The 15,481-nt window shown below is 46.2% G+C and carries 2 protein-coding genes; both read right to left on the bottom strand.

Going from position 1 to position 15,481, the window contains the following annotated elements; genetic code table 11:
- Nucleotides 1-5: 5 nt before the first annotated feature.
- Nucleotides 6-7,688: a non-ribosomal peptide synthetase gene (locus LWH95_RS16010; RefSeq protein ID WP_232919967.1), complete on the bottom strand. Its 7,683-nt coding sequence runs from the start codon at nucleotides 7,686-7,688 to the stop codon at nucleotides 6-8.
- Nucleotides 7,689-7,712: 24 nt separating this feature from the next.
- Nucleotides 7,713-15,398 (bottom strand): non-ribosomal peptide synthetase, encoded by a 7,686-nt coding sequence (locus LWH95_RS16005; RefSeq protein WP_232919966.1) that lies wholly within the window; start codon nucleotides 15,396-15,398, stop codon nucleotides 7,713-7,715.
- Nucleotides 15,399-15,481: the final 83 nt, after the last annotated feature.

Below are 15,481 nucleotides of genomic sequence, written 5' to 3'. Positions count from 1 at the left end.
TCTCCCTATAGTTTGTTGACGGCACCCATAATCTCACTCAATTCATCAAGTGTTAAATCTTCATCAGTGAAATCAGATGCGCTCCATTCTCGGTTTTCTTTGCCCGTACAATGCTCAATGATATTTTCCAAAGTCTGTTTAAAATGCTCTGCAAATGTTTGGATTGTTTTTTTCTCAAATTGAAGCCTGTTATAGATCATGTGCATGTTCAGGCACCCCGAAGAAACGGCGCCGCTGATATCCAGTGCATGAGGACGCTCCCAGTTCGGGCTGATCTCATTCCCTGGCTTGATGTCAGAAACCTCAAAAGCTTTTGATTGAATATCCTGATCAAACTGGCCTAAATAGTTAAAGCTGATGTCCGGGCTGCCTTTCTCAGAGTCCCATTTTTTGTTGGTATATTTCAGCACACCGTAGCCTGCGCCCTTATGCGGTATACGGTGCAGCATATCTTTTGTCTGTTTAATGAGGTGGCCCAGACGCTCATCTTTGTTCTTATGATCAGAATGGCTCATATCAAGCCATACAGGATAAATCGAGGTGAACCAGCCGACTGTTCTGCTAATGTCAATATCCTCAAGATATGATTCCCTTCCATGGCCCTCCATGCTGATTTTAAACTGGTCATAGCCTGTCCATTGCTGCAAAGCAAGGCCTAAAGCTGTCAGAAGGATATCATTCATCTCCGTGCTGTATGCTTTATTTGCAGCCGTTAACAATAATTCTGTATGATGGCTGGACAGATTAAAATCAATCACTTCTGTATCTTTGAATGTGTTTGGTGCTGCTTCATTGCCTTTAGGAATAGGTTGAATGTGACGGTTCTCTCGCTCATCCCAATACGCTTCTTCTCGCTGTATCTGGCGGCTTTTAGAGTAGTCAGATATTCTTTGTGAATACGTTAAATATGAATCTGTTTTTTGCGGCAGTTTAATAGATTCTCCTGAGACTGCCTGTTTGTAGGCCGTTGAAAAATCCTCGAACAAAATGCGCCATGAAACTGCATCAACAACTAAGTGATGAATCGTCAGAAACAAATGGTCTCCATTCTCGGCTCTAAACAATCCAGCGTGAAGCAATGGGCCGGTTTCCAAACGAATATGCTCTTGTATCTGGCTGGCTGCTTCCTCAATCCGATTACGTGCTTCTGTTAAGTTATCCTTTACATCAAACAGTTCAAGAGCATATAGCTCCTTATCTGGGAGATCTATCCCTCTGTTTATCTGTACCGGCCTGCCATCTTCATATCGGCATACGATTCTTAGTGCGTCATGATGAGTCACCAGGCTTTTTAGCACCTTTTTAAGCGCTGTCTCGTCAAATCGTTCAGTCCGATAGAGCATAACGGACTGATTAAAATGATGGATTTCCAGAGATTGCGAGAAAAACCATTGCTGGATAGGTGTCCAAGTGATCTCGCCTTCGACCGGACCTTGGTCAATGACGTGTACGGCTTTTCGAACACGAGCGGACAGTTCGCCAAGAGTCTGATGTTCAAACATCTCACGTACTGTCGTTTCAAAGCCGCATTGCTTCAGTCTGGCACAAACTTGCAGTGCTTTAATAGAATCTCCGCCAAGCTCAAAGAAATTGGCGCTTACGCCCAGCTCCTCCACATCAAGAAGCTCCTCCCAAATTTCAGCCATCACCTTTTCAATCTCATTTCTTGGTCTGATATCATCAGCAATATAACCGTGTTTATCAGGTTCCGGCAGGGCTTTCTGATCAAGCTTTCCATTAACAGTCAGCGGGATGCTGTCAATCTGTATCAAACGGGCCGGCAGCATAAAGTCAGGTAGCATGGTTTTTAGAGAAGTCCGGATTTCTGATGCATTCGCGGCCTGTTGATCTTTTGTCACGATGTATGCATATACAGCTGCTTGCCCTTGCTCATCTGTTCTTGTGATGACAGCCGCCTCTTTAATAGCTGGAAGCTGAAGAAGAGCCGCCTGGATTTCGCCTAACTCAATACGGTGTCCTCTGACTTTAACCTGATCATCAATGCGGCCTAAGTATTCCAGCTCGCCATTTGACAGGCGTTTAGCAAGATCTCCTGTTCGGTATAATCTATCCCCCGGAAGATAAGGATTAGGCACAAAACGGTCAGCGGTCAGCTCATCTCTGTTGAGATATCCCCGTGCCACACCTTCACCGCCTATATACATCTCCCCTGGAACTCCGATCGGCTGCAGATTCATATGAGCATCCATCACATAAGCCTGCAGAGTTGAAAGCGACCGTCCGATATTGCTTTTATTTTTTGCAATGTCTGCTGCGGACAATTTTTTGAATGTTACATGTACCGTCGTTTCTGTAATACCATACATATTGATCAGATCAGTATCAGGATATTTTTTATTCCAGCTTTGAAGCATGCCGGGCTGTAAAGCTTCGCCGCCAAAAATCACGTATCGGATGTTTAATCGATCCGTATGGTTTTGATCTTCATGCATCAGGCCGTAAAAAGCTGTCGGGGTCTGATTGAGTACAGTGACGCGTTCTTTTTTTAACAATAATCGGAATGCATGGGGATCACGGGCTGTTTCTTTAGAGACCACGACTAGTGTACTTCCGTTTAATAACGCACCGAACATTTCCCATACAGAGAAATCAAAGCAATATGAATGAAATAACGTCCAGACGTCTTCATGGCCAAATTCAAAAGGCAAGTTTTGATGCTTTAAAAGACTGATCACATTGCGGTGCTCGACAATGACGCCCTTTGGCTGGCCAGTCGTTCCGGATGTGTATATCACGTATGCCGGCTGATCCGATAGGATTTCTTGAATGTTTAAATCATCCGGCATTGAGTCGCTATCACCTTCATCGATATACATAATAGGCCCGTTGTAGTCTGCAGGATTGTTTTGGCCGCGCTCTGTCAGCAACATTTTTGCCCCGCTGTCATTGAGCATAAAACTGATACGTTCCTGAGGATATTCAGGATCAATCGGCAAGTAGGCCCCTCCAGCTTTTAAAATCGATAAAATGCCAATGATCATAGCAGGTGACCGATCGAGCATCAGACCTACGATATCGCCAGTTCTGACCCCTTGTTTGATCAGCATAGCAGCTGTCCGCTCAGCTTTTTCATTCAGGTCTCGATAAGTAAGCTGAGAGTGACCGTACACCACTGCGAGATGCTCCGGATGTTCAGCGGCTTGCTTTTCAAATAAGCTTACAATGTTTTCATTTCTCGGATAAGCGGCATACTGTCCCATTTTTTCAAGGAGCAAATTGCGCTCTGCAGCAGGAAGCAATTGCATTTCCGAAATTCTCATCTTGGTATCAGCCGTTACACTTTTTACCAGTTCAATAAAATGGGATGCCCATCGCGCAATGGTCTCTTCTTCAAAAAGAGCGGTGCTGTATTCAAACCGGCAGTGAATCCCGCCCGAATGCTCCTCAGCGTGTAATGTCAAATCGAATTTAGATATATCGTGTTTTGGAGTGACAGACGAAATTGATAGACCAGGCACTTCGAACTGGAAATCCTCACTGCTTTGAAGCACGAGCATCGCATCGAACAGCGGGTTGCGATTTACCTCTCGATGTGTATCGAGCTTATCTGCCAGCTCCTCAAAAGGATAATCCTGATACTCGTAAGCCGTCAGAGCCAGGTGGCGAATATCCTGCAAATACGAGCTGAACGTTTTGTGGCCCTCGGGCTGGCTGCGCATCGCTAAAGTATTTACGAACATCCCGATGACGCGCTCCAGATCGGCGTGCGGTCTTCCGGCAGCAGGCGAGCCGACGACAATATCCTCTTGCCCGCTTAGCTTGGATAGCAAAATAGAATAGACAGCCAGAAGAATCATATACAACGTTGTTCCCGTTTCAACCATTAAACGGTGCAGCTCATCTGCCGTGTCTTTATCAATGTTTACTTCGATTGTTCCGCCGCTGAAATCAGGGAGACGCGGTCTTGTTTTATCAAGCGGTAATTCTAATACTGGAAGACTCCCGCCAAGCTGATCGAGCCAGTAGGCCTCCTGTTTTTTGTATAGCTCTTTCGGGTACTTTTCTTGCTGCCAAACAGCAAAATCCTTATAATGCAGGTTTAAAGCTGGCAACTCTTTTTCGCAATACAAGTCAGTAAATTCTTGGACAAGAGTGCTCATCGAGACACCGTCGGCAATAATATGGTGCATGTCGAGCAGCAAAAAGCCGCGATTATTGCCCATTGTAATGACACATGCTCTAAAAAGCGGACCGGACGATAGATCAAACGGTTTGATAAAAGATTCGATTGCGGACTCAAGCATTTGTTCTGATTCCATTTCAAGCTCTTTCAGATCAAAAGCCATCTCTGGATGAATGATCTGCACGGGCTCTCCTCTGTCAAGCACAAAAACAGTCCGCAATGCTTCATGCCGATTCACAAGTTCTGTGAGAACGCTTCTCAACCGCTGGCGATCCAGATTTCCGCGTAATTCAAGTACAGCGGGCATGTTATAGCCTGTGCTGTCATCTGCCAACTGATGGAGAGCATATAATCGTTTTTGCGAGAAAGACAGCGGATAGACATCTCTTTGATCCGCAGGCTCAATCTGTGTAAAAGCATGTTCTTTTAAGCTCATCAATTTGACTGCCATGCTTTCAACTGTCGGATTAGAAAAAACCTCACTGATCGGCAGCTCGACATTAAGCTTTTTATGTATTCTTGATACGAGTAAGGCCGCTTTTAAGGACTGTCCGCCTAACTGAAAGAAATCATCACGACTGCCGATTTGCTGTTTATTCAGCACATCTTCCCAAATATGTGCGAGATCAGCCTCGATTAAGGTTCGGGGCGGCATATAGGTGAGGCTCGCATTGTTTTCTGGTTCAGGAAGTGCTGACCGGTCAAGCTTCCCGCTGGATGTTAATGGCATCCGGCTGATATTGGTAATACTTGCGGGAATCATATAGGGCGGCAATGTCCCGGCTAGATGCCGATGCAAATCCGGGAGATTGTTTCCCTTTTCCGGAACGATATAAGCGACGAGCTCCTTTTCCTCAGCAGAAACATCGCGGGCCAGTACTGCTGCTTCCTTCACTCCTGGCGCCTGTCGAAGAACCGTTTCAATTTCTTTCAGTTCAATGCGGTAACCCCTAATTTTCACTTGATCATCAAAACGCCCTATATATTCAATCGTTCCATCCGGCAAAAAGCGGCCTGCATCACCTGTTCGGTATAAACGCTCCCCTTCAAGGAACGGGTGATCGGAGAATGCTTTGTCTGTAAGCTCTGGCTGTTTGTAGTATCCTTTTGCAAGACCCTCGCCGGAAATACACAGTTCGCCCGCCGCGCCGATCGGCTGCATTTGATTTCCGTGTAAAACAAATACTTTTGTGTTCGCAATCGGGTGTCCGATCGTGATCCTCTCTTTTTCGTTCAGTTGACGCAATATTGTTGTTGCCACACTATTTTCTGTGGGCCCGTATTCATTTGCCAATTCTGCAGAAGGACAAATCTTTTCGCTCATCTCAAGCAGGTCAGGCGTGACCGCTTCACCAGCGAATGTCACAATACGAAGACTTTTTGCATCGTCAGCAGTCATCACTTCCAATAACACCCGGTACAGGGAAGGAACAATGATAATGTGATTGACCTTATAACGGGCTATTTTTCGTTTAAGGGCTAGCACATCCTTCGCTTCGTCATCCGTTGTCAGCAATACGCACGCACCGGATAAAAGCGGGGTAAACAAGCTCGTCACACAACCGTCAAACACATATGAAAACAAATGGAGGGATATATCCTGTTCGGTCATGCCATACTCTTCCCGTCTCCATTGCAATGTATTGGCAATGCCTTGATGATTAACTAGAACACCTTTAGGGCGCCCTGTCGTTCCCGACGTATAGATCAAATAGGCGAGATCACCAAGCGGCACATCTGGAGCTGCTGATTGGTAGCTTTCTGTACGTTCTATCGGTATCATATTTCCTTCATAGTGCGGCGGGATGAATGACATAAGGTTTTCTTCAATCAGCAATTGAGCTGCTTGACTGTCCTTCAGCAGGAAAGAAAGACGTTCTTCTGGGAAATTTGGATCAAGCGGCATATAAGCGCCGCCTGCTTTCCAAATCCCAAGTAGAGCTGCAGGCATTTCCATTGACCGGTTCATCATCACAGCCACGATATCTCCAGATCCAACGCCTTTTTCTATCAGGGCGTGCGCAATCTGATTGGCTCTTATATTTAATTGGCGATAGGTCCAGCAATCGTCTCCCATTTTTAATGCAGCAGCTTCAGGTGTTTTGCGGGCTTGTTCCTCGAACAATTGGGATATCGTTTTGTTCACATAAGGACGCTCAGTTTCGTTAAACAATTGGATAACCTGTTGCTCCTCCGGCGGGACGATATTGATGTCACTGACGGCAATATCGGGATTTGCCAAAATGCAATCTAGTGCTTGTTTTAGATGCCCCTGAATCCTCAGCATCTCTTCCCGTTCATAAACGGCTGCGTTGTAGCTGAATTTGATATAAAATGATTCTCCCGGAACAATAACGATATTAAAGTCGTAATTGGTTTGCTCCGACATTGAAATGTCACCAAGCTTCAGTGCATTTTCCTCGTCTTCACTCTCAATGCTTAACGCCTGATCAAGCTGTACAGGATAATTTTCAAAGACAAAAATATGATCGATCAACCCTTGCTTCAATGGACTATGGTTTTGAATTTCATAAAGCGGATAATACCCATGCTGTTCAGATGCTAAAATATCCTCCTGCACGGCTTTGGCCAGCGAAGAAAACGTCATGCCCTCCGCAGATCGAATTCGCACTGGGATAGTATTAATAAACAAGCCGACCATTGATTCAATACCGTCAATCGCTGACGGGCGTCCCGAAATGACGGAGCCAAAAACTGCGTCATCTGTGGCATTATATCGATGGAGGAGCACGCCCCACATACTCATAAACAACGTGTTTAATGTCACTCCCCAATTTTGGGCGGCCTCAGTCAGTTTCTCAACCATTTCCGGTGCTAAAGAAAAGCTGATCTGGTCGGCTTTATAATCCCCGTCCGCCGGGCGGGGATTTATCCGGGGGATAGATGCAGTATTGCCGTACTCCTTCAAATATTCGCTCCAGTAAGCAGCAGTCTCTTCTTGATCTTGTTCTCCGAGCCATTCAATATAGCGGCTATACGGTACCGTGCTGCCAAGCCGTACAGGTGAGTTATTTTTGAGCGAATCATACATGCTGAAAAACTCTTTAAGAATAATGCCTAGACACCAGCCATCCATGATGATATGGTGATGTGTCCAGACACATGTATATTGGCTGTTGCCTCTATCAAAAAGGGCAAGACGCATTAACGGATCTTTTTGCAAATTAAATCCTTTTTCCCGATCCTTGGTCATAAAAGCATCGATCAGAGCCTGCTGTTCATGATCGGCCAGGTGAGAAAAATCTTCTCTATACACTGTCAATTCCCGGTTTGACAGGACTACCTGCTGCGGACCTGTAAGATCTTGGACTTCTTTAATAAAAATCGTTCTGAAAATATCATACCGGGAAACAAGAAGGTTTAAGCTCTTTTGAAACGAGTCGATGCATAGATTCCCTGTGATCGTAAACGAGGTCTGTTCGACATAGGCTTTTGAGCTGACATCCATCAGTGAATGAAACAGCATTCCTTCCTGCATGTGCGATAACGGATAAATATCTTGAATCTGTGCCGCTTGTGCCATCAATTCCACACACCTTTTCAAAAGTTAAAGATCTTTCACGAGATCTTCGATGCTAGATAATGCAGACAACGTTAATTCCTTATTGCTGAAATCACTCAGCGTTTTTTCGCGTACTTTTTTCTGAGAACAATGCTCAATCATCTCGATAAGACGCCTGTGAAAACGATCCATAAAACACTCAATTGAGTGTTGGGTGAACACTTGGGTGTATACCGCTTTTACTTGAAGCCGTCCGTCTGTAATAAGAGCATTGATGTCCAGCTCATATTCTCGTTCTCTCTCACCCGCTATTTCGTAACGAGGCTGGTAATATGATAATTGAAACGTTTCAGCTTCCTTCTCTTCGCTAAATTGGCCGAGATAATTAAAGCTAACCTCAGGCTCTTTATGAGGTAGTTCTCCTATGTGTGTTAACAATCCGTAACCAGTTCCTTTGTTCGGTACCCTTCTCAGCATATCTTTTGTCGTCTTAATTCGGTATGCGAGCTGATCCTCGAAAAGCTCGGGAATACTCATGTCCAGCAGAATAGGATAAATGGAAGTAAACCATCCAACTGTCCGTGAAATATCAATGTTTGGCACATGCCCCTCTCTACCGTGTCCCTCAGTGCTGATCACGATTTGGTCATGCCCTGTCCATTCAGAAAGCGCCATTCCTAACGCCGTAAGCAAAAGTTCGTTGGCATTAGTGCCATAGGCTTGCTGGGTTTCAAACAGCAATTTTTCAGTCCAGTCCCCGGATAGTACAAACGCCGCTGTATCGCTGTTCATTTGCAGTCTTCCTGGCACATTTTCCGTGTCCTTAGGCAGAAAAGCAGTGTGAGCGTCCAAAATTGATTGCCAATATGATTTTTCTGCAAGCAATTGTTTGCTTTCAGCAATTTGTGCAAGACCATTGGCGTAGGACAAATAAGAATCCGTTTTTGGCGGTAATTGGATCTCTTGTTTTTCTAAAGCCTGCTGGTATGCTGCAGCTAAATCCTCAAGCAGTATTCTCCAAGAAACGCCATCTATCACAAGATGATGAAGCGCAATCAGCAAATGGTCCCCTTCTGTCGTTTTAAACAAACCTGCTTGCAGCAGAGGCCCTTTTTGTACATTCATTTTGCTTTGAATGCCGATTTCCTCAGCGGCTAGTTTTTCATCAAGCTGAGTCCTTTCCAGTGATTCTTTTGTCCAGTCTGCTATGTGAAGGCCGAACAGTTCATGATCCTTGTGATTCATTCCGCGATTATACTGAACGACATGGCCGTTTTGATTTCGTTGAAAAACCATGCGAATTGCATCGTGATGCTCGGTTATTTTACGCAGCGCCCGACGAAGTGCATTAGTATTGAATCCTTTTTCACTGAAAAGTAAGACGGACTGGTTGTAATGGTAGTGAAAAGCATGAACCTGTCCGAAAAATCTTCGCTGAATCGGAGCGAGATCAGCTTCACCTTCCGCAGGTCCCTGATCAGCTTGAGATGCCAATGGTGTGATATGTCCGCTTAGCTCCTGAATCGTTGGATAACGGAATAAGTCACGTATTGTCATGCTCCAGCCTTCAGTGGCCAGCCGTGCTGCCACTTGTAATGCTTTTATTGAGTCTCCGCCAAGCTCAAAAAAGGAATCGTGAATGCCGACTCGAGCAATGGACAAGACATCTTCCCATATTTCCGCTATCGTTTTTTGTATGTCGTTAACTGGTGCCGTATATGGACGTGTGAACACATCATTTGGAGCCGGCAAGGCGTTTTTGTCCAGCTTTCCGTTTAAGGTCAGCGGCAGTTTTTCTATAGGAATCAGATGCGCAGGAATCATATATGCCGGCAGCTCCTTTGTTAAAGCAGCACGGAGAGTATTCGTATTGACGTCTGAAGGCACAATATATGCTGCTAAACCAGCATGTCCATTCTTATCATGCTGAACGGCAACAGCAGCTTCTCTGACCAGCCCGGTTTGAAGCAGAACACTTTCAATTTCTTCTGTTTCAATTCTGTATCCATTTATCTTCACCTGATAATCCATTCGGCCAAGAAGCTTGATCGTTCCGTTTGGAAGCCAGCAGGCTCGATCACCGGTTCTGTACAGCCTTTCTCCGGAGACAAATGGATTTTCTGTAAATTTCATTTGCGTTAAGTCAGGTTTATTATGATAGCCTTTCGCAACACCTGCTCCGCTGATGCATAGCTCGCCGGCAACGCCAATCGGCTGAATTTGATTAGTCTGGCTGAGTACGTACATGTGTACATTCGGTAGCGGACTGCCAATTGGGACGTTATCTCCCGTATACTCTTCTCCCATCCTTGTTTCATAGCAGCTGGAATCGATCGTCGCTTCTGTGACGCCATAACTATTAATGATGCGCATGCTTTGGCCAAAACGTTCTGTCAATGTTTTGAAATCTTGAGCTTTCACCATGTCGGAACCAAGAATCAATATGTCTAAGTCAGGAAGCTTGAGCTTGTTACGGTATACATACTCCATAATTGGGATAATGAGAGCCGGCGTTGACTCCATTATCGTGATTCGCCGAGAGTTCATGATTCCATATAATTCAGCAGGTTCCAGCCGCTTTTCATCTGGGCAAACGATTAGAGTCCCACCGTTGGTCAATGTTCTCGCTAAATCTCCTGAAAAGACATCAAATGAAAAGCTCGCCATTTGGAGCAGTCTGACAGGCTTCCGATCCAGTTCATAAATTTGCCGCCAAGCAAGAGCTGCATGAGTAAAGTTCCGATAGGTGACAATAACGCCTTTAGGTGCGCCCGTAGTTCCTGACGTATAAATGATATATGCTACATCCTCAGGAGCAGGAGATAAGTCAAGGTTGCAGCTGTTTTCTTCATAAGAGCTCTCATCATCAAGGCAGATGTGAGATATATCACATTCAGATGAGTTTGAAATCAAATGCTTCAACTCCTGCTGCAAAAGAAGAATGTCTGCTCCGCTATCACGGAGAAGGTATTCAATTCTAGCTTTTGGATAATGTGAATCGATTGGGATATACACTCCGCCAGCTTTCATCACTGCTAGGATTCCAACAATTGCATCAATGGACCGCTTGGCTAAAACAGCCACAGTTGGCCTCGTCCCTTTTCTTTTTTGCAACGTCCGTGCCAGTCGATTGGCTCTTTCGTTTAGAAGCCGATAACTAATCTGTGTTTCGTCATCAATAACAGCTATATGTTCTGGTGTTTCTTCAGCTCTCGCTTCAAATATGCGATGAAAAGGAACATCTTTTTGAGAAAATTCAACTTGAGTTTTGTTGAATTCAAAGACTATATTTTGTTTTTCTTGATGACTAAGAATGTTTATTTGTGAAAGGTTTGTTTCAGGATTAGAAAGTGCCGCATGCAGAAATTCGATAAAATGAGCTGCCCAGCGCTCAATCGTAGCTTTCAGGAATACTTCCGTACTAAATTCCAATTCGCAGCAAATGGCTCCATCTGTTTCCGTTGCTATTAGTGTGATATCGAATAAAGAAATGTGATGTGCGAAATTGGCGGGCCGGACTTTTATCTCTTCCAGATCCATGTCCTGCTTTTCCATATTTTGAAGGATAAACATCGCATCAAAAACTGGATTCCGGCTCATATCCCGCGTCAATTCAAGCTTGTCGACGAGCTCTTCGAACGGATAATCCTGATGCTCGTAGGCTCCCAATGCTGTCTCGCGCACTTCCTGCAAATACTCCACAAACGGCTTCCCGCCCTCCGGGCGTGTCCGCAGCGCCAGCGTGTTCACAAACATGCCGAGTATCGGCTCAAGATCCTTGTGCGGCCGGCCGGCAATTGGCGATCCGACGATGATATCTTCCTGTCCGCTTAAGCGGGACAATAACGCTGTGTAAGCCGCTAGAAGCACCATGTACAGTGTGCTTCCGTTTTCCCGTGCCAGCTTATGAAGGCCTGATGCGGCCTCTTGATCAAGCGTAAATGAGACCTTGTCACCCGCGAAGCTCCGCACCGGCGGGCGGGTATGATCAGCCGGGAGATCCAGCACCGGCAGCTCGCCCTCGAGCTGCTTCAGCCAGTACGCCTCCTGCGTCTGGTACGCATCTCCTTTTTTAAATCCTTCTTGCCATACGGCGTAGTCTTTATATTGAATGTGAAGCGCCGAAAGGGTCCGGTTGTTGTAAAGCTCCCCGAATTCCCGAATCAGAATATTGACGGAAACACCGTCTGAAATAATGTGATGCATATCAACCAGCAACAGGTGCCGCTCATCTGATACCTTTACGATTTGGGCACGGAACAGCGGCGCTTGGCTGAGATCAAAGGGCTCGATAAACGCGGCTGCAGCTTCCTGTTCGGTTTGTTCGCCGAGGACTGCTGTCTGTAATGTAAACGGCACCTCGTCATGGATGCGCTGCACCGGCTCGCCGCTTTCGTCCTGTTCGAAGGATGTCCGAAGCGACTCGTGGCGCTTGATTAGCTCTTTAAAGGCCCTGTCCAGCCTTTCGTGGTCCAGCTTCCCTTCCAGCTCTAACAAAGCCGGCATATTGTAGCCTGTCCCTCCGTACTCCAGCTGCTGAAGGACATAGATCCGTTTTTGAGCGGAGGAAACCGGATAGGCCTCGCGTTTTTCAGCCGGCTTCATCGCTTCATATGGACTGTCCGTTCCTTCACGGATAACGGAAGCCAGCCCTTCTACCGTCGGATGGGCAAACACATCTTTCAGCGGCACCTGTACATCGAATTCTTTGGCAATCCGTGAAACAAGCGCCGTTGCTTTTAAGGAATGTCCTCCGCGGTCGAAAAAGTTGTCGTGAATCCCGACAGGGCCGTTTTTCAGCACGTCCTCCCACAGCTGGGCAAGCTTCATCTCTGTCACATTTCTCGGCGCCGTGTAGGTCTCCTCATCTGCCGCTCCGTCAGGAGCTGGCAGGGCGTTTCGGTCCAGCTTTCCGCTTGGCGTAACCGGCCACCGTTCCATCTCTATCATATGAGCTGGGATCATGTAGCTCGGCAGCAGTCTTTCAAGCTGCGTCCGCACTTCGTTTCTTCTTAGTCCTTCTGCATAGGCACATAATTCCGGCTCGCCGCTGTCTGTCCGTACGGTAACGGCTGCCTCCCTGATGCCTTCAATGCTTCTAAGCGCTGCTTCAATTTCTCCAGGCTCGATACGGTAGCCCCTTATTTTGACTTGATCATCCAAACGGCCGAGGAATTCAACATGTCCGTCAGGAAGCCAGCGCGCCAAATCCCCGGTTTTGTACATGCGTTCACCCGGGTAAAACGGGTCCTCAAGAAAACGCTCCTCCGTTAATGCCGGCCGATTTAAATAGCCTCTGGCAACACCCGCTCCGGCAATGTACAGTTCGCCGGCGACCCCGCAAGGCTGTACGGCTAAATGCGGATCTAAAACATACAAACGCGCACCGGGTACGGGTTTTCCGATCGGAATCCGCAAGCGATCCCTGTCCCGCTCTGGATCCAACACGTAAAATGCCGCGTCTACCGTTGCTTCTGTCGGCCCGTAGCCATGGATCAGCGATACCTGTGGCAATAAAGAAGCAAAACGGGCTGCCGTATGGGGCGCAAGCGGTTCACCTCCGGCGAATACACGCTTCAGGCTTGTCCCATCACCGAGCGCTTTCATTTCCGCTTGATCCAGAAAGCTGTTCAGCATAGCCGGAATAAAATGAGCCGTTGTCACTTTTTCCTGATGAATGGCTTTTACAATCAATGCCGGGTCTTTCTCCCAGCCGGGCGGAAGCAGATAAGCCGAAGCGCCGGAAAGGGACCACCAAAACAGCTGCCACACAGACGCATCAAAGGAAAAAGAGGTTTTCACCATAACAATGTCATCTTCCTGAAGCGGAAACTGACGCTGCATGCCAGTCAGAAAGGAAATAGCCTGGCGGTGCTCAACCGCTACCCCTTTTGGCTGCCCGGTGGAGCCCGACGTATAAATGATATAGGCAAGAGAGCCGCTGTCAGCAGGAGCAAATACATGGCTTTCTGCTTTTTCGCTCGCAAGAGATGCCATGTCCACTTCAAGCATCTCTCCGGAAAAGCTCGGTGCGGAACATCCCGGCTGTGCCAGCAAGAGCGCGGCCCCACTGTCTTTCAGCATGTAGCTCAGCCGCTCCTCTGGATATGCAGGATCAAGCGGCAAATACGCCCCGCCTGCCTTCAAGACAGCAAGTACAGCTATCAGCATTTCAGGTGACCGTTCAGACAGGACACCGACGATGCTTTCCTTCGTGCCGCCGCGTGCCGCGAGGCGCGCAGCCAGCCGGCTGGCATACATGTCAAGCTCAGCGTACGTCAGCGAACCGCTGGAAAAGCGGATGGCTGGCCGCTCCGGTGTGACAGCCGCCTGTCGTTCAAACAGACCGTGCAGGGTTGGGGCTTCAGGCGAAACAGCTTCCGTCTTATTAAACTCATACAACAATTTTTGTTTCTCTCTTATATTAGTCATATCTAATTCTTTTATGAAACTGTGCGGATGTTGAAGGGCGTTTTCCAGTAACGTAAGCAGATGGTTCTGTATTCGCTTAATATCCTCAAGAGAAAACAAGGTATTTTGATAGTCGAAATTTAATTGAATAGTTCCGGTGTCTGTCCGTTCCTGTATTTGAACAGAAAGCTCGTTCGCGGTGTATCCGCTGAAATAAAGCGCCGTTTCATAGTCAAAACCGTCTGCATTGTGCCATTGGAGCGGTTGATACTGCATAGATATACCGATAAGGTTGTGTAAATCCTTCTGTTCTTTTCTTAATTCATTTACAAGCAAATTATAAGGAAACCGTTGGTGACGCATAACGGAAAGCTGTTCCCTGCTTACTCTGCGGACAAAGGATAGAAAGTCCGCGTCAGGATCAACCGTTATTCTGATGGGAAGAGAACTGACGAACATGCCGAGCATTTCTTTTTCAGCCTTTGACCCTCTGTTGCCATAGTAGGTGCCGATGGCAAGGTCTTTTTTAGAAGTGATCCGGCTGATGCATATGTAAAATGAAGCCATAAATAAGGAAATGATATTGATCTTTTGTTCTTCGCAAAAGATTCGAATCGTTTGCCCTAGATGAGGTGAAAGGGTGATGGTATCTCTGGATGCGGATGTGCTCTGTTTTTGTAAAGACGTCTGGCCGGCTAACGAGTGGTATCCCGGCGGATTCTGAAAGGTTTGAGTCCAAAATAAACGGTCCTTTGTAAAACGTGAAGACTGTAAATATTGACTCTCTTTTTCGATGTAGCTCAAGTAAGAAGGTTCAGGCTGATCGGGTAAAGGATCTTGCTTTTTCATTTTTTGATAAAGATCTATAATTTGATTTCCCATCACGTTTAAGGAGATGCCGTCCATTATAATATGATGGAATTTAGCAAACAGCCAAACCTCATGATTATGGATTCTAAGGAGATAAAATTGATAAAGAGGCGAGTTGAATAGTTTAAATGGGATTCTCGCTTGTTCTTGTATCCATTGCTCTATTTCTATCATTTCAACATTTGAAAAATCTATTATTCCCAATGAAGTATATTTATATTCAGTAAGGTACAATCGCGGCTCAAGCTCTTCTCCTTCTAGCAGCTGAAACCTGATGGCATCGTTGCGGGAGATGGAATGATTCAGCGCGCCCTCTAGAACATCAAGATCAATATTGCCTCTGAATTTCACACAGGCCGTAAGATTGCAAATGCTGGTACCTGGCTCTAGCAGTTCGGTAAACCACACTCTCCTTTGGGCATGGGTTAAAGAATAAGTATGTTGGCTCAACGGATTCCCTCCAGTTCTCATAATAAGAGGATAAGAAAAAAGTAGAAAAATGACAATAAAAGAAATTATATGACTATATAATC

The sequence above is a fragment of the Bacillus sp. G16 genome (genome assembly GCF_021282335.1).
GTDB lineage: Bacteria > Bacillota > Bacilli > Bacillales > Bacillaceae > Bacillus > Bacillus inaquosorum.
This window is presented reverse-complemented; position numbering and strand designations above follow the sequence as displayed.

Excerpts from the sequence above, each read along its gene's own strand:
- LWH95_RS16010 (WP_232919967.1), bottom strand. The coding sequence starts at position 7,688 with ATGGCACAAGCGGCACAGATTCAAGATATTTATCCGTTATCGCACATG.